Genomic DNA, 17,116 nt, shown 5'->3' with positions numbered 1-17,116 from the left:
GCCACATCCGTTAGCCTGGAGTTCTATACATGCATCCCCGCGTCCTTGAGGTCACCGAACGGCTTATCGCCCGCAGCCGCGCCACCCGCGAGGCTTACCTTGCGCTCATTCGCGGCGCAGCCAGCGACGGTCCGATGCGCGGCAAGCTGCAGTGCGCCAACTTCGCCCACGGCGTGGCCGGTTGCGGCACCGAAGACAAAAACAGCCTGCGCATGATGAATGCCGCCAACGTGGCAATTGTTTCTTCGTATAACGACATGCTCTCGGCGCATCAGCCGTACGAACATTTCCCTGAACAAATCAAGAAAGCCCTGCGCGAAGTCGGCTCGGTCGGCCAGTTCGCCGGCGGCACGCCCGCCATGTGCGATGGCGTGACCCAAGGCGAGCCGGGCATGGAGCTGAGCCTGCTCAGCCGTGAAGTGATCGCCATGTCCACGGCGGTCGCGCTGTCCCATAACATGTTCGACGCAGCGTTGATGCTGGGCATCTGCGACAAGATCGTCCCCGGCCTGATGATGGGCGCGCTGCGCTACGGCCACCTGCCGATGATCTTCGTGCCCGGTGGGCCGATGCCGTCGGGCATCTCCAACAAGCAGAAAGCCGATGTGCGCCAGCGCTACGCCGAAGGCAAGGCCACCCGCGAAGAGCTGCTGGAATCGGAAATGAAGTCCTACCACAGCCCCGGCACCTGCACCTTTTATGGCACCGCCAACACCAACCAACTGTTGATGGAAGTGATGGGCCTGCACCTGCCGGGCGCCTCGTTCGTCAACCCGTATACGCCGCTGCGCGATGCACTCACCCGCGAGGCCGCGCACCAGGTCACACGCCTGACCAAGGCCAACGGCAACTTCACGCCGATCGGCGAGATCGTCGACGAGAAGTCCCTCGTCAACTCCATCGTCGCCCTCAACGCCACGGGCGGGTCCACCAACCACACTCTGCACATGCCGGCCATCGCCATGTCGGCGGGCATTATCCTGACCTGGCAGGACATGGCCGACCTCTCCGAGGTGGTGCCGACCCTGTCGCACGTGTACCCGAACGGCAAGGCTGACATCAACCACTTCCAGGCGGCGGGCGGCATGTCGTTCCTGATCCGCGAACTGCTCGAGGCCGGCCTGCTGCACGAAGACGTCAACACCGTGGCGGGCAGGGGCTTGAGCCGTTACACCCAGGAGCCGTTCCTGGTCGACGGTGAACTGATCTGGCGCGACGGCCCCATCGAAAGCCTCGATGAAACCATCCTGCGCCCCGTGGCCCGTGCGTTTTCGCCGGAAGGCGGCCTGCGGGTAATGGAAGGCAACCTCGGCCGTGGCGTGATGAAAGTCTCGGCAGTAGCGCCGGAGCACCAAGTGGTCGAAGCGCCGGCGGTGGTGTTCCAGGACCAACAGGACCTGGCCGACGCCTTCAAGGCAGGCCAGCTGGAAAAAGACTTTGTCGCGGTGATGCGCTTCCAGGGCCCGCGCTCCAACGGCATGCCCGAATTGCACAAAATGACGCCGTTCCTTGGCGTGTTGCAGGACCGTGGGTTCAAAGTCGCCCTGGTGACAGACGGGCGTATGTCCGGCGCCTCGGGTAAGATCCCCGCCGCGATCCACGTCAACCCCGAAGCCCAGAGCGGCGGGCCGCTGGCGCGGGTCCAGGATGGCGATATCATTCGCGTCGATGGCGTTACCGGCACCCTGGAGCTTAAGGTGGACGCCGAAGAATTTGCCGCGCGCACGCCGGCCACGGGCCTGCTGGGCAATAACGTGGGCGCCGGTCGCGAGTTGTTTGCATTCATGCGCTTGGCCGCAAGCTCCGCAGAGCAAGGCGCCAGCGCCTTTACCTGTGCCTTGGAGACGCTTAAGTGAAGTTAGCGCTGGTCGGTGACATCGGGGGTACCAACGCCCGTTTTGCGTTGTGGCGGGATCAGGCACTGCATTCGATCCGCGTGCAGGCCACGGTGGATCACGCAAGCCCTGAGGAGGCCATCAAGGTCTATCTCAGGGAGGTAGGCCTGGCGCTGGGTGACATTGGCGCGGTGTGCCTGTCGGTGGCCGGCCCGGTGAGCGGCGATGAATTCAAGTTCACCAACAATCACTGGCGCTTGAGCAAGACGGCTTTCTGCCAGGCGTTGCAGGTAGACGAATTGCTGCTGGTCAACGATTTCTCGGCCATGGCCCTGGGCATGACCCGCTTGCAGCTCGATGAATTTCGCGTGGTGTGCGAAGGTACCCCGGAGCCGTTGCGCCCGGCCGTGGTGATCGGCCCGGGCACCGGCCTGGGCGTCGGTACCTTGCTGGACCTCGGCGCAGGCCGTTGGGCGGCGTTGCCGGGGGAGGGCGGCCATGTCGACCTGCCCCTGAGCAGCCCGCGTGAAACCCAGTTGTGGCAACACATCTACAGCGAGATCGGCCACGTCAGCGCTGAAACCGCGTTGAGCGGTGGCGGTTTGCCGCGCCTGTACCGGGCGATCTGTGCGGTGGACGGGCACACCCCGGTGCTGCACACGCCCGAGGCCATCACGGCGGCGGGCCTGGCGGGCGATCCGGTGGCGCTGGAAGTGCTCGACCAGTTCTGCATCTGGCTGGGCCGAGTGGCCGGCAACAATGTGCTGACCACGGGCGGGCGTGGCGGTGTGTATATCGTAGGCGGGGTGATACCGAGGTTTGCCGACTTCTTTATCCGCAGCGGTTTTGCCAGGAGCTTTGCCGACAAAGGCTGCATGAGTGACTACTTCAAGGGCATCCCGGTGTGGCTGGTGACCGCGCCGTACTCCGGGTTGACCGGTGCGGGTGTGGCGCTTGAGCAGGCATTTGCTTAGGCTGTGACGGCCTCATAACAACAAGGAGGACCCCGTGAGCGTAATCAGTAAATCGATTCTCCTCGTCGACGACGACCAGGAAATCCGCGAATTGCTGCAAACCTACCTCAGTCGCGCCGGCTTCCAGGTCCGTGGCGTGGCCGATGGCGCGGGGTTCCGCCAGGCGATGAACGAGGCGCCGTGCGACCTGGTCATCCTGGACGTGATGTTGCCCGATGAAGACGGTTTCAGTCTTTGCCGCTGGATCCGCCAGCACCCGCGCCAGGCGCAGGTGCCGATCATCATGCTCACCGCCAGTTCCGACGAAGCCGACCGCGTGATCGGCCTGGAACTGGGCGCCGATGACTATATCGGCAAGCCGTTCAGCCCCCGCGAGCTGCAGGCGCGGATCAAGGCGCTGCTGCGGCGCTGCCAGTTCGGCCAGGAGCGCAGCAGTGGCGGCGAGGTGTTGGTGTTCGATGAGTGGCGCCTGGATATGATCAGCCATCGCCTGTTTCATGTGGACGGCGAAGAGGTGATCCTCTCCGGCGCCGACTTTGCCTTGCTCAAGTTGTTTCTCGACCATCCGCAACAGATCCTCGACCGCGACACCATCGGCAACGCCACCCGGGGCCGCGACCTGATGCCGCTGGACCGCATCGTCGACATGGCCGTCAGCCGTTTGCGCCAACGCCTGCGCGATACCGAAAAACCACCCCGGCTGATCCGCACCGTGCGCGGCAGCGGCTATCAACTGGCAGCCAGCGTGGTTGCCGGCAATGCCCACTGAACACCTGAGCGAACGCCGCCGCCGTTTGCCTGTGCCGCGCTCGCTGTTGGGGCGCATGTTGCTGCTGACCTTGCTCGCCGTGTTGTTCGCCCAGGCGCTGTCCAGCGTGATTTGGGTGTCGCAACTGCGCGCTACCCAGCTCGAAGGCCTGGTGACGGCTGCCCGTAGCCTGGCGCATTCGATGACCGCCAGCGTGAGTTACTTCCGTTCATTACCAGTGGCCTATCGCCCGCTGGTGCTCGACCAGTTGCGCAGCATGGGCGGCACGCGTTTTGTGGTGACCCTCAACGATCGCCCGCTGGACATGCAGGTATTGCCCGAAACCCCGCGCAAGCAGGCGGTGCTGGTAGCCGTGGACGACGTGCTGCGCCAGACCCTCGGCGCCGATGTACATATTTCGGTGGAATTCGTCAGCGCCGAAGACCTGCGCATTTTCAATGCCGGGCTTAAGCTCGACGAACTGCCGCGCTCCTGGGCTCACTACGCGTTGACCCTGGAGCCGGTCAACCCGCCGGTGCTGGTCACCCAGATCCAGCTCGCTCCAGGTGAATGGTTGTACATCGCCTCGCTGTTGCCCGAACCCTACACCAGCCTTGAAGAACAAGGCCTGCCAGCCCAGCAGGTGTGGTTTATCGTGTTGACCAGCGGTTTCCTGCTGCTGTTCATCGGCCTGCTGGTGCATTGGCAGAGCCGCCCGCTCAAGCGCCTGGCGCGGGCGGCGCGGGACATGTCCCTGGGGGCGGATGTTGAGCCGGTGGCCGAAGGCGGCGGCAGTGAAGTGGTGGAAGTCGGCCGTGCGTTCAACGCCATGCGTGAGCGCATCAGCCGTTACCTGACTGAGCGCAGCCAGTTGTTCAGCGCGATTTCCCATGACTTGCGCACACCCATCACACGCCTGCGCCTGCGCGTGGAATTGCTCGAAGACGAAAACCTGCAAGCCAAATTCGGCCGCGACCTGGATGAGCTGGAATTGCTGGTCAAGGGCGCGTTGCAATGCGTGAAAGACACCGATATCCACGAGAACATCCAGCCGGTGGACCTCAACCACGTGCTCGAATGCCTGGTGGAACCCTACCTTGCGCCCAACGGCAATGGGCGAGTGACCCAGCATGGGCAGGCCCTGACCACCTATCCGGGCAAGCCGCTGGCGCTCAAGCGCTGCATCGGCAACCTGATCGACAATGCGCTGAAATACGGGCAGAACGCGCATTTGCACATCGAGGACGATGGCGCCGAGTTCGTCCTGCATGTGGACGACGAAGGCCCCGGCGTGCCGGAGCAGCGGTTGGAGCAGGTGTTCGAACCGCACTTTCGCCTGGCCGGGCAGCAGCAGGGCTATGGGCTGGGGTTGGGGATTGCACGCAATATCGCCCATAGCCATGGCGGTGAGGTGAGTTTGCAGAATTTGCGCGAGGGTGGATTGCGGGTGACCCTCCAGCTGCCCCGCGGCCTCGACTGAACATACGCAGGACCCAATGTGGGAGGGGGCTTGCTCCCGATAGCAGTGTGTCAGTCAGCTGATGTGTAGCTGATACACCGCCATCGGGAGCAAGCCCCCTCCCACATTTTGATCTTCATTGCATCAGATGCTTTGGCGTAACCGGGCCAAGTCGCGCAAAGGCGGCGCGCCAAACAACCGGCTGTACTCCCGGCTGAACTGCGACGGGCTTTCATATCCCACCCGATACCCCGCCGCCGAGGCCTCCAGCCCTTCGGCAATCATCAGCCGCCGAGCTTCCTGCAAGCGCAGTTGTTTCTGGTATTGCAGCGGGCTCATGGCGGTGATCGCCTTGAAACGGTGGTGCAGGGTCGAGACGCTCAGGTTCACTTCCCGGGCCAGGTCATCGATTCGCAGCGGCTGTTCGTAGTTGCCGTTCAACCACTTGATCGCCTGGCTCACTCGGTGGCTCTGGCTGTTGGCCACGGCAATTTCATACAGGCGATAGCCTTGGGGCCCGCGCAACAAGCGGTAGAGAATTTCGCGGTTGATCAGCGGGGCGAGCATCGCGATATCTTTGGGCGTATCCAGCAGGCGGGTCAGGCGTAGCACGGCATCAAGCAACTGATGGTCGATGCGGTCGACGTACATGCCTCGGGAAGTCGGACGCGACGGCACGCCCATCGGGCCGGCCTCGGCGATCAGTGCGGTGAGCTGGGCCGGGTCGATATTGATGCGCACCGACAGGTTGGGGTCTTCGGGGGTGGCGTCGATAATTCGCCCGGCCACCGGCATGGCCACCGAAAACACCAAATAATTGAGCGGGTCGTAGGCAAAGATTTCGTCGGCCAGGCGCACTTCCTTGCTGCCACTGGCGAGGATGCACAGTGCCGGCTCCACCAGCACCGGCATGAAGTCACGCGGCGTGTTGTGGCGGTTCAGGTACAGCGAAGTGATCGCCGTGCCGTAGGAGCCATCTTCCCAGGTATGGCGGTGCACGATGCTGGCCAGTTCGGCACGCTGCTTTTCCATCTCGGCATCGAGGGGCATGGGCTTGAGGTCGGGCGACGACATGGGGCGTCCTCTACACACTGGTTGAATGGTGCTCAGCTTAGTGGTGGGTATTCAAAAAGTGTTACGTCGATTCTGCACAATCCTTGCCTGATCCTGCGGCTTATCGTGAATCAGGCAAGCAAGGCGGCTGTCATCTCCCTGAAATATGCCGTTCGGGGCTGGAATAAATCCAGCGCTGGAACGTCCTGCCTACGCTTCTCGCAGGATTGTGCAATAAGCCAGCAGGAATTGACTAACCGTGCCCACACCGGCGCCGCTATCTTTGATCCTGTGGCAACACGCCCTCACAGTGCTTGCCGAGCATCACTTCTCAACGGGAGAGTCGAACATGTCCACCCCCATTCCCGCGAGCCATATGGCCTTTGTCCGTGCCCGTACCGGGTACAGCACCGAACTCGGTGCACGCTTGAGCAGTTTGATCGAACCGGGCCGACAGGCCCAGGGTTGCCTGCAATTTACCGTGCAGCATTCCCAGACCGACCCCGATGTATGGCTGATCTCGGGCTTCTGGAGCAGCGAGCAGGCGATGAGCGCCTACTTCAATTCCCCGGCCCTGATGATCTTCACCGAGTTGCTGAACGACATGGTCGTGCGCAGCATGGACTTCCAGACCTTCACCGATGCATCCGCCGTCAAAGCCTACGGCGAGTACCTGCAACTGGCCGGCTAGAACGTTAGAATGGCCGACTTTTCATTGGCCAGGACGTTCAAACATGGCACGTAAACAATTTGCCCGCCACGAAGCCGTTTCCGCCGTAGTACCGGGAGAGGGCGGCTACAGCGCCGCCGTCGCCGTCAAGGCACTGGACGGCATGGGCGCACCGCGTTTTCACAAGATTCTCGATGGGCAGACGTTCAAGACGGCTTCCGACGCCGATGATGCGGCGGCGGTGCAGCTTGAATGCCTGGTCGATGTGGACGTGGAAGGCCAGCTGACCTGGACAACTGCCACAAACTAATGTGGGAGCTTGCCCTAATGCCAGTCAGTTAAGCGTACACCGCCGTCTGTAGGAGCGAGCTTGCTCGCGAAAAACGTCAACGATAACGCGGGCTTTCTGAATGAACGCGGTGCCTGTGAGTTTTTCGCGAGCAAGCTCGCTCCTACAAAAAGCCCTAACTGACTGGCATTAGGGCAAGCCCCCTCCCACAGTCTGGGCGTATTTCAGTCAGGCTTTGGTGGCGCCTGGGCGGTACATCTTGAACAGCGCTTCCGGCCCCAGCTGGAAATAATCCGCCGGGCCGCCACCGCGCAAAATCGGCTCGGCGGCGGCGGTGTCGTAGATCCCGTCCTTGAGCAGCCATTTGGCGATGTGCACCGCGACCACTTCGCCCAGCACCAGCCAGCTGGGTACCAACTGCTGGTCGGCGCGTTGCAGCTGGATAATCTGCGTCACCTTGCATTCGAACGACACCGGGCTCTCGCCCACTCGCGGTACGCCGACGACTTTCGACGACACCGGCGTCAGGCCAGACAACTCGAATTCATTCACCTCTGGCGAAACGGCCGCGCAACTCTGGTTCATCTGCTCGGCCAGTGGGCGGGTCGCCAGGTTCCACACAAACTCGCCGGTCTGCTCGATATTGTTCAGGCTGTCTTTGCGCCCCACGCTGGAAAATCCAATGATCGGCGGAATGTAGTTGAACGCATTGAAGAAGCTGTAGGGCGCCAGGTTCAGGCGGCCCTCGCGGTCGTGGGATGAGATCCAGCCGATCGGGCGTGGGCCGACGATGGCATTGAACGGGTCATGGGGCAGGCCGTGGCCGTTGGCGGGTTCGTAGAAGTGGATATCGTCGGACATGGGCCAGTTCTGCTCTCGGTTTCGGGGCAAACATCATACCCAATGTGGGAGGGGGCTTGCTCCCGATAGCAGGGTGTCAGTCAGTAATATATTGATTGACCCACCGCCATCGGGAGCAAGCCCCCTCCCACAGGTTTTATCTCATCATCCAGTTAGTCGGTGGTGATGCGCGAGTGTTTGCGTGTGTCCTTCATGGTCACATAGACCACCAACGACACCGCGATACACGCAGTCACATACCAGTAATAGCCGGTTTCCATGCCGATGCTCTTGAACCACAGCGCGATGTATTCAGCGGTGCCGCCGAAGATCGACACGGTCAGGGCATACGGCAGGCCTACGCCCAGGGCGCGGATTTCAGTCGGGAACAGCTCGGCTTTTACCACTGCGTTGATCGAGGTATAGCCGCTGACGATGATCAGCGCCGCCATGATCAGGAAGAACGCGCCCCACCAGCTCTGGATGGTGTGCAGGGTGGTGAGGATCGGCACCGTGAACAGGGTACCGAGGATGCCGAAGGCGATCAGGATCGGTCGACGGCCAATCTTGTCCGACAGGCCGCCCACCAGGGGTTGCAGGCACATGAACAGAAACAGCGTCGCCGCTGAGATGGTGGTGGAGTCGGAGATGCTCATGCCGACGGTGTTCACCAGGTATTTCTGCATGTAGGTGGTGTAGGTGTAGAACGCCAGGGTGCCGCCCATAGTCAGGCCGACCACGGTGAGCAGTTCCTTGGGGTGGCGCATCAAGGTGCGCATCGCGCTTTCCTTGGCTTTTTCCTTCTTGGTGAACGACTCGGTTTCTTCCATGCCGCGCCGCAGGTACAGCGCAACCACTGCGCACAGCGCGCCGATGGCGAACGGGATGCGCCAGCCCCACGCATACAGTTGCTCGGTGGTCAGCACTTGCTGCAGCACGATCAGCACCGCCAGGGCGATGAGCTGGCCCGAGATCAGGGTGACGTACTGGAAGCTGGAATAGAAACCACGACGCTCCTTGGTCGCCATCTCGCTGAGGTAAGTGGCGGAGGTGCCGTATTCGCCACCGACCGACAGCCCCTGCAGCAGGCGGGCAAACACCAGCAGGATGGGCGCACCGATACCGATGATTTCATAGCCTGGGCTCAGGGCAATCAACAGTGAGCCGAAGCACATCAGGTAGACCGAGGCCATCAGGGCTTTCTTGCGCCCGACCTTGTCGGCGTACAGGCCCATCAGCCAGCCGCCGATTGGGCGCATCAGGAAACCCACGGCGAAGATCGCGGCGGTATTGAGCAATTGGGCGGTGGTGTCGCCTTTGGGGAAGAAGGCTTTGGCGAAGTACAACGAGAACGCGGCGTAGACGTACCAGTCGTACCACTCGACCATGTTGCCGACGGAGCCGCTGAAGATCGATCTGATCCGGCTGCTGGTGGTGCGTGCTTTCGCCGGCGCAGCCGCCGACCCCAGAGGCAAGGTGTTGGAGTTATCCATTGAAGGATCCTTCATCTAGTTGTTTTTATGGAGCGTGCCTGAGCACTGCCTGGCTTGGGCTGTAGCAGAAGCTGTGCCAGGTAGAGGAAGGCCCGGAATAGAAGGGTTTCAAGGTTTTTTTGAGCGGAAAGTTGCTGATGGTTTTGGAGTGATGAGCGGAAATCCGCTTATGGCAGCTTGCCCCCGATGGCGATCGGAAGACCGCTAAAGAAACATCTCCCTTGCCAACCCATGCCGCTGCATCTTTTCATTGAGAGTCCGGCGCGGCAGTTGCAGTTCGGCCAGCACCGCCTTGATATCGCCTTTATGCCGGGTCAGGGCAGCTTTCAGGCAATGCGCCTCAAAGGCTTCCTGCTGCGCCGCCAAGGATTGCCCGGCCTCGATGCCCTCCGGTTCCGGCTCGCCAAGCCCCAGCACCTGGCGTTCGGCCGCGTTGGCAAGTTCACGTACGTTGCCTGGCCAGTCATGACTGAGCAGGCGTCCCAGCGCGGGGCCGCTTAGCGGCTCGGCGCTGCGTCCCAGGCGCTGGGCGGCGTCCTGGGCAAAATGCTCATACAGCAGCGGAATGTCTTCGCGGCGCTCGCGCAGCGGCGGCAGGCGCAGTTGCGCGACGTTGAGACGATACGCCAGGTCTTCGCGAAAGCGCCCGGCGCGGGCCTCTTCCAACAGGTCCGGCTTGGTGGCCGCGATGATGCGCAAATCCACATGAATGCTCTGATTGGAACCCAGGCGCTCCAGCTTCTGTTCTTGCAGCACGCGCAGCAGTTTTACCTGCTGGGCCAAGGGCATGCTTTCGATTTCATCGAGGAACAGCGTGCCGCCGTGGGCGTATTCCAGTTTGCCGATCCGCTTGCCCTGGGCGCCGGTGAACGCGCCGCTTTCATGGCCGAACAGCTCGGCTTCGAACAGCTGCTCGGGGATCGCGGCACAGTTGAGCGCGACAAACGGCTTTTTCGCTCGCGGGCCGAAATCATGCAGGCAGCGCGCAACCAGCTCTTTGCCGCTGCCGGTCTCACCGCGGATCAACACATTGACCGGCAGCGTCGCCAGGTCCAGCACCTGGCGTCGCAGGGTTTGCAAGCTCTTGGATACGCCGAGCAGACTGGACTCCAGCTGGGCGCGATGATCGGCTTGGCGATGCAGGCGGCGGTTTTCCAGGATCAGCCCGCGTTTATCCAATGCACGGCGCAGGCTATTGAGCAGCGCATCCGGGCTGAAGGGTTTTTCCAGGAAGTCGTAGGCGCCGTCGCGCATGGCTTCGACGGCCATCGGCACGTCGCCATGGCCGGTGAGCAGGATGACCGGCAAGTCGGCATCGCGCCGCTGCACTTCGGCCAGCAGTTCCAGGCCGCTGAGGCCGGGCATGCGCACGTCGCTCAGGATCACGCCGGGGAAGTCCCTGGGCAACTGCGCCAGGCATTCCTCGGCACGGCTGAACAACTGCACCGCAAACCCGGACAGGCTCAACCATTGTTCGACGGCCGTACGAATGCTGGCTTCGTCATCCACCACAATCACCGCGTTCAACATAGGTCGGGCGTCTCCAGCGCGACAGGCAAGGTCAGGGTAAATATCGCGCCGTCGCCCCGGTTGCCGGCGATCAGGCGTCCGCCCAGTTCATGCACGATAGCGTAGGACACCGCCAGCCCCAAGCCGAGCCCGTCACCCACCGGCTTGGTGGTGAAGAAGGGGTCGAATACGTTATTCAAGTGTTCTTCGGCAATCCCGCCGCCGCTGTCGCTGACGCTCAACTGCCAGAGCTGCTGGTCGGCGTGCAGGCGGATTTCCAGGCGTTTGTGCGGCTTGTCGGCCATGGCATCCAGGGCGTTGCGCAGCAGGTTGATCAGCACCTGCTCCAGGCGGATCGCGTCGCCGCGTACCCAGGCCGGGCGGGTCAGGTCCAGCACCACGCCGATGGCTTCATCGCGCAAACGTGCGTCGAGCAGGTGCAGGGATTGATCGACCACGGTGGCCAGGTCCAGGCGTTCGCGCAGGCCGCTGGGGCTTTTACGCGCGAAGGTCTTGAGATGGCCCGTCAGCGCGGCCATGCGGGTGAGCATGTCATCCAGTGGTGTGAGTGCCTTGTAGGCATCGTCCACGCGGCCGTGGTCGAGCAACAGCCGCAGGGTCGCCAATTGCATGCGCTGGGCGGTCAGCGGTTGGTTGATTTCATGGGCGAGGGCAGCGGACATCTGCCCCAGTGCCGCCAGCTTGGCCGACTGCACCAGGCCATCCTGGGCGGTGCGCAGGGCCTGGGTGCGTTCCTCGACCAATTGCTCAAGCTCTTCACGGCTGCGTTGACGCAGACGCGCCAGGCGCCAGCGTTGGCTCAAAAACAGCACGAGGAACACCAATGCCAGCCAGGACCCGGCGGCAGCCAGGCCGGCGTTGCGCTGGTCTTCAAACGGGAACTGGGGTTTGCGCAGCAGGTGCAGGGTCCAGCCTTCGGCTTTGAGCGGCAGCGATTCCCAGATGTAGTTGGCGTTGCCGTCGGGGCCGTTGACGCGCATCAGGTGGCTGTTGTCGCCGAAGCGCTGCAAGGTGTTGGTCTCCAGCGGCTGCAGGTGTTTCTTGTCGTATTGGCGGGTGGCCTTGAGTTCGGCCAGGTCGCTGGCCGACAGCGCACGCAGGTTGCGGTAGCGCCAGCCCGGCTGGTTGGCGATAAACACGATCCCGCGCGCGTCGCTGACCAGCAGCAGGTCGTTACCCTGGGCCCATTCACGCTCAAGCTCAGGGAATTCGAGTTTGACCACCATGGCGCCGAGAAACTGCTCGTGTTCGTCGACCACGGCGCTGGAAAGAAAGTAACCCGGTATGCCGGTGGTCACCCCCACCGCGTAAAAACGCCCGGTGCCCTGGCTCAGGGTCTGGCTGAAATACGGCCGAAACGCGTAGTTGTGCCCCACATAGCTGCTGGGCAGGTTCCAGTTGCTGGCGGCCACGGCCAGGCCGGTGCGGTCCATCAATTCGAGGGTGGACGACTGGGCGGCGCCATTGATGCGTTCCAGCTTGCGGTTGAGCAGGTCCTGGGTGGTGGCGTCCAGCGGGCCTTTCAAGGCGTTGATCATCTCCGAATCCAGCGCCAGCACGGCGGGCAGGGCACGGTAGCGTTCGATCAGGGTGTGCAGCGAGTTGGCATACAACGCCAGCTGTTGATTGGCACGGGCAGCGTCGTCCACCAAGGCCTGGCGTTCGGCATGGCGCGTGGCCACAGCTGCCGCCAGCAGCGCACCGGCGACGATCAGCAGGGAATAGAAGGTCAGGCGCAGGGGGCGAGGGATTGCGATCATACGAGGATGAACAGGCGCAGTGGGGGCGAGCACCATAGCATGGGCTGCCCGAAACTTGTGTGGGAGGGAGCAAGGCCCCCTCCCACCTTTACTTATTGGACTTCCACCGCCAGGCTTTCACTGATCTTCTTCTGCCAGATCGCAGGACCGGTGATGTGTACGGATTCGCCCTTGCTGTCCACCGCAACGGTGACCGGCATGTCCTTCACATCGAACTCGTAGATCGCTTCCATGCCCAGTTCGGCGAAAGCGACGACGCGCGATTTCTTGATGGCCTGCGCCACCAGGTAAGCGGCGCCGCCCACGGCCATCAGGTACACGGCCTTGTGGTCCTTGATCGCTTCGATGGCGGTCGGGCCGCGCTCGGATTTGCCGATCATGCCCAGCAGGCCGGTTTGCTCAAGGATCTGACGGGTGAACTTGTCCATCCGCGTCGCTGTGGTCGGGCCGGCCGGGCCAACCACTTCTTCGCGCACCGGATCAACCGGGCCGACGTAGTAGATGAAGCGGCCCTTGAGGTCCACCGGCAGGGTTTCGCCCTTGTTCAGCATCTCGACCATGCGCTTGTGCGCCGCGTCGCGACCCGTGAGCATCTTGCCGTTGAGCAACACCGTCTCGCCCGGCTTCCAGCTCTGCACTTCTTCGGGTGTCAGGGTATCGAGGTTGACGCGACGGGCCGATGGGCCGGCTTCCCAGACGATCTCCGGGTAGGCGTCCAGCGGTGGCGCTTCCAGCGACGCCGGGCCCGAACCGTCGAGCACGAAGTGCGCGTGGCGGGTGGCGGCGCAGTTGGGGATCATGCACACCGGCAGGGACGCGGCGTGGGTCGGGTAGTCCATGATCTTCACGTCGAGCACGGTGGTCAGGCCACCCAGGCCCTGGGCGCCGATGCCCAGTTGGTTGACCTTTTCGAACAGCTCCAGGCGCATCTCTTCGATGCGGTTCTGCGGGCCGCGCTTCTTCAGCTCGTGGATGTCGATGGATTCCATCAACACTTCCTTGGCCATCACTGCGGCTTTCTCGGCGGTGCCGCCGATGCCGATGCCGAGCATGCCCGGTGGGCACCAGCCGGCGCCCATGGTCGGAACGGTCTTGAGCACCCAGTCGACGATCGAGTCGGACGGGTTGAGCATGGCCATTTTCGACTTATTCTCGGAACCACCGCCCTTGGCGGCCACGTCCACTTCCACGGTGTTACCAGGGACGATGGAGTAGTGGATCACCGCCGGGGTGTTGTCCTTGGTGTTCTTGCGCGCGCCCGCCGGGTCAGCAAGGATGGAAGCGCGCAGGACGTTTTCCGGCAGGTTGTAGGCGCGACGCACGCCTTCGTTGATCATGTCGTCCAGGCCCATGGTGGCGCCATCCCAACGTACATCCATGCCCACGCGCACGAACACGGTCACGATACCGGTGTCCTGGCAGATGGGGCGATGGCCGGTGGCGCACATGCGCGAGTTGATCAGGATCTGGGCGATGGAGTCACGGGCGGCCGGCGATTCTTCGCGCAGGTAGGCCTCGTGCATCGCCTGGATGAAATCAACGGGGTGGTAGTAGGAAATGAATTGCAGGGCGTCGGCAACGCTCTGAATCAGGTCGTCTTGCTTGATCACGGTCATGAGTCGCGCTCCTCTATAAGGGAACATTCAATAAGGTGGCTTCAGTGAGGGTGCATCGGTCGGCTGAAACCACCTTTCCAAGGCACGCCACTGGTGCAGGCGCGACGCTAAAAAGGCGCGGCAGTATAACCCGGCACGGTGGCTGATACACCCGACTATGGTCAAACTGTCGCAGGCATGATTCCCTGTGCGCGCCCCTTGTGATTGAGTCCGTTTATGCCTGAACTGTACGTCGGCGAACGCCATTGGCCGGTGACTACCGGCAGCAACCTGCTGGACGCCTTGAACCAGGCGGGGGTGGCTGTGCCCTTCAGTTGCCGCGCCGGAAGTTGCCATGCCTGCCTGGTGCGTTGCCAGGGCGAAGTTGAAGACAAGCAACCTCAGGCGTTGAGCCCGGCGCAACGCCAGGACGGCTGGCGCCTGGCGTGCCAGTGTCGGGTGGTCGGCGACCTTCGGGTCGAAGCCTTTGACCCGCTGCGCGACGGCATGGCGGCGCAGGTGGTGGGCGCCGATTGGCTGAGTCCGACGGTGCTGCGCCTGCGCCTTCAACCCGAGCGTGGCCTGCGATACCGCGCCGGGCAGCATCTGGTGTTGTGGGCAGGGCAGGTGGCACGTCCCTATTCCCTGGCGAGCTTGCCCCAGCAGGACCCGTACCTGGAGTTTCATATCGATTGCCGTCAACCCGGGGCATTCAGTGATGCCGCTCGCCACTTCAAGATCGGCGATGCTTTAAACCTGGGTGAGTTACGGGGCGGGGCGCTGCAGTATGATCCCGACTGGCAAGCCCGGCCGCTTTGGCTGCTGGCCTCCGGCACTGGGCTGGGTCCGTTGTGGGGGGTGTTGCGTGAAGCGTTGCGCCAGGATCACCAAGGTGCCATCCGCGTCATTCACCTGGCTCATGATGCCCAGGCTCACTACCTGGCCGAACCCCTGACGGCGCTGGCCGCGCAGCATCAGAACCTTACGGTGGAGTTGTGGACCGCAGATGAGTTGGCCCAGGCATTGGGGCAGCTGCGGCTTATTTCGAGGCAAACGCTGGCCTTGGTCTGCGGGCATCCTGACAGCGTCGAAGCCCTTTCCAAGCGCTTGTTTCTGGCAGGACTGCCGCGCAATCAACTGCTGGCCGATGTGTTCCTGCCTCGTGGTTGAGTACTGAATCCTACCGCCGCGAGATTCGCCTTGACTGACGCCATTGCAGGCCACAGTCGACCGAGTTGTTTGAAAGGTGCACGTTCAAATGTGGGAGGGGCTTGCTCCCGATAGCGGTGGATCAGTCACACATAAACTGACTGATACACCGCTATCGGGAGCAAACCCCCTCCCACATGTTTTTCAGCGTGTCACTCAGTACTGCGGGTCGCCCACGTGCAGGATCTTCATGCCATTGGTGCCGCCGGTGGTGTGGTAGCTGTCGCCCTTGGTCAGGATGACCCAGTCACCTTTCTCGACGACGCCGCGCTTGACCAACTCGTCGATAGCTTTCTGGCTGACTTCGTTCGGGGCCAGCGAAGCCGGATCGAACGGAATGGTATAGACGCCACGGAACAGCGCCGCACGGGCCTGGGCTTCGCGGTGGGGGGTGAACGCGTAGATCGGCACCGACGAGCGGATGCGCGACATGATCAACGGCGTATAGCCACTTTCGGTCAAGGCGATGATCGCCTTAACGCCCGGGAAGTGGTTGGCGGTGTACATGGCGGCCAACGCGATGCTCTGGTCGCAGCTTTCGAAGACCTTGCCGATGCGGTGGCTGGAGGTCTTGCTGGTGGGGTGCTTTTCAGCACCGACGCAGATACGCGCCATGGCCTGGACGGCCTCCAGCGGGTACGGGCCAGCGGCACTTTCAGCCGAGAGCATCACGGCGTCGGTGTAGTCGAGCACGGCGTTGGCCACGTCGGACACTTCGGCGCGGGTCGGCATCGGGTTCTGGATCATCGACTCCATCATCTGGGTCGCAACGATCACCGCTTTGTTGTGGCGGCGTGCGTGCAGGATGATCTTCTTCTGGATACCGATCAGCTCGGCATCGCCGATTTCCACGCCCAGGTCGCCACGGGCAACCATGACGGCGTCGGAAGCCTTGATCAGGCCATCCAGGGTTTCGTCATCAGCCACGGCTTCGGCACGTTCGATCTTGGCCACCAGCCAGGCGGTACCACCGGCTTCGTCGCGCAGTTTACGTGCGTATTCCATGTCGGCGGCGTCGCGCGGGAAGGACACGGCGAGGTAGTCCACTTCCATTTCGGCGGCGAGCTTGATGTCTGCCTTGTCTTTTTCAGTCAGGGCTGGTGCCGTCAGGCCACCGCCGCGACGGTTGATGCCTTTGTGGTCGGACAGCGGGCCGCCGATGATCACGGTGCAATGCAGTTCGGTCGGGGTAGCGGTGTCGACGCGCATTACCACGCGACCGTCGTCCAGCAGCAGTTCGTCGCCGACGCCGCAGTCCTTGACCAGATCCGGGTAGTCGATGCCTACGACGTCCTGGGTGCCTTCGGTCAACGGATGGCTGGTGGAGAAGGTGAATTTGTCACCGATCTTCAGCTCGATCCGCTTGTTGGCGAATTTGGCGATACGGATTTTCGGGCCTTGCAGGTCACCCAGCAGCGCCACGAAGCGGCCGTGTTTGGCGGCCAGGTCCCGCACCAGCTTGGCGCGAGCCTTGTGCTCGTCCGGGGAGCCGTGGGAGAAGTTCAGACGGGCAACGTCCAAACCAGCCAGAATCAGCTGTTCGAGGACTTCCGGCGAGTTGCTGGCCGGGCCAAGGGTGGCGACGATTTTGGTACGACGGACGGACATGCACAGACTCCTGAGTTCAAGCGCTGGGGAAGGCTACTATGCTCTTTCGTTGT

Annotated in this window: 14 protein-coding genes; 7 read left to right on the top strand and 7 right to left on the bottom strand. The window is 62.6% G+C overall.

From position 1 onward, the window contains the following. The first annotated feature begins 29 nt into the window (after positions 1 to 29). Genes edd through C4J88_RS21445 form a run of 4 tightly spaced genes read left to right on the top strand, consistent with a single transcriptional unit; the run spans position 30 to position 5,037 of the window. Positions 30 to 1,856: a phosphogluconate dehydratase gene (gene edd / locus C4J88_RS21460; protein WP_124368203.1), complete on the top strand. Its 1,827-nt coding sequence runs from the start codon at positions 30 to 32 to the stop codon at positions 1,854 to 1,856. Beyond that, the gene (locus C4J88_RS21455) at positions 1,853 to 2,809 is read left to right on the top strand and encodes a glucokinase (protein ID WP_124408059.1); all 957 of its coding nucleotides are present in this window, start codon (positions 1,853 to 1,855) and stop codon (positions 2,807 to 2,809) included. The genes edd and C4J88_RS21455 overlap by 4 nt, the downstream gene beginning before the upstream one ends. A 34-nt stretch (positions 2,810 to 2,843) precedes the next feature. Beyond that, the gene (locus tag C4J88_RS21450; RefSeq protein WP_124364221.1) at positions 2,844 to 3,578 is read left to right on the top strand and encodes a response regulator; all 735 of its coding nucleotides are present in this window, start codon (positions 2,844 to 2,846) and stop codon (positions 3,576 to 3,578) included. Positions 3,579 to 3,609: 31 nt separating this feature from the next. Beyond that, a complete protein-coding gene (locus C4J88_RS21445; protein ID WP_218567120.1) occupies positions 3,610 to 5,037 on the top strand; it encodes an ATP-binding protein in 1,428 nt (475 codons plus the stop codon). 123 nt (positions 5,038 to 5,160) lie between these two features. On the opposite strand, the gene C4J88_RS21440 is transcribed toward C4J88_RS21445, so the two are convergent. After that, the gene (locus C4J88_RS21440; protein WP_124364219.1) at positions 5,161 to 6,090 is read right to left on the bottom strand and encodes an AraC family transcriptional regulator; all 930 of its coding nucleotides are present in this window, start codon (positions 6,088 to 6,090) and stop codon (positions 5,161 to 5,163) included. 328 nt (positions 6,091 to 6,418) lie between these two features. Here C4J88_RS21440 and C4J88_RS21435 point away from each other — a divergent pair, with 328 nt between their 5' ends. Beyond that, a complete protein-coding gene (locus C4J88_RS21435; RefSeq protein WP_124368198.1) occupies positions 6,419 to 6,760 on the top strand; it encodes an antibiotic biosynthesis monooxygenase family protein in 342 nt (113 codons plus the stop codon). Between the two features lie 43 nt (positions 6,761 to 6,803). Further along, positions 6,804 to 7,049, top strand: a complete 246-nt coding sequence (locus C4J88_RS21430) for a hypothetical protein (RefSeq protein WP_124408057.1) — start codon at positions 6,804 to 6,806, stop codon at positions 7,047 to 7,049. Positions 7,050 to 7,256: 207 nt separating this feature from the next. Here the strand turns inward: C4J88_RS21430 and C4J88_RS21425 are convergent, their stop codons facing one another. The 5 genes from C4J88_RS21425 to C4J88_RS21405 form a co-directional block, all read right to left on the bottom strand. Next, complete coding sequence (locus tag C4J88_RS21425) at positions 7,257 to 7,889, bottom strand: flavin reductase family protein (protein WP_124408056.1); 633 nt, start codon at positions 7,887 to 7,889, stop codon at positions 7,257 to 7,259. A gap of 152 nt (positions 7,890 to 8,041) precedes the next feature. Beyond that, complete coding sequence (locus tag C4J88_RS21420; RefSeq protein ID WP_124408055.1) at positions 8,042 to 9,361, bottom strand: MFS transporter; 1,320 nt, start codon at positions 9,359 to 9,361, stop codon at positions 8,042 to 8,044. Positions 9,362 to 9,565: 204 nt separating this feature from the next. Beyond that, positions 9,566 to 10,891 (bottom strand): sigma-54 dependent transcriptional regulator, encoded by a 1,326-nt coding sequence (locus C4J88_RS21415; protein WP_124405164.1) that lies wholly within the window; start codon positions 10,889 to 10,891, stop codon positions 9,566 to 9,568. Then, entirely contained in the window at positions 10,885 to 12,651 is a 1,767-nt protein-coding gene (locus C4J88_RS21410; RefSeq protein ID WP_124408054.1) for an ATP-binding protein, read from the bottom strand. The genes C4J88_RS21415 and C4J88_RS21410 overlap by 7 nt, the downstream gene beginning before the upstream one ends. Before the next feature lie 92 nt (positions 12,652 to 12,743). Further along, positions 12,744 to 14,267 (bottom strand): fumarate hydratase, encoded by a 1,524-nt coding sequence (locus C4J88_RS21405; protein ID WP_010208051.1) that lies wholly within the window; start codon positions 14,265 to 14,267, stop codon positions 12,744 to 12,746. Positions 14,268 to 14,483: 216 nt separating this feature from the next. Between C4J88_RS21405 and C4J88_RS21400 the strand changes: the two genes are divergently transcribed. Then, a complete protein-coding gene (locus C4J88_RS21400; protein WP_124368191.1) occupies positions 14,484 to 15,416 on the top strand; it encodes an iron-sulfur-binding ferredoxin reductase in 933 nt (310 codons plus the stop codon). A 195-nt stretch (positions 15,417 to 15,611) separates the two neighbouring features. Here the strand turns inward: C4J88_RS21400 and pyk are convergent, their stop codons facing one another. Beyond that, a complete protein-coding gene (gene pyk / locus C4J88_RS21395) occupies positions 15,612 to 17,063 on the bottom strand; it encodes a pyruvate kinase (protein ID WP_124408053.1) in 1,452 nt (483 codons plus the stop codon). Between the last annotated feature and the right edge of the window lie 53 nt (positions 17,064 to 17,116).

Origin of the sequence: Pseudomonas sp. R4-39-08, assembly GCF_003852275.1 — a bacterium.
In the GTDB taxonomy this organism is placed as follows: domain Bacteria; phylum Pseudomonadota; class Gammaproteobacteria; order Pseudomonadales; family Pseudomonadaceae; genus Aquipseudomonas.
The sequence above is the reverse complement of the archived record's forward strand: the minus strand, read 5'-3'. Positions and strand labels throughout refer to the sequence as shown.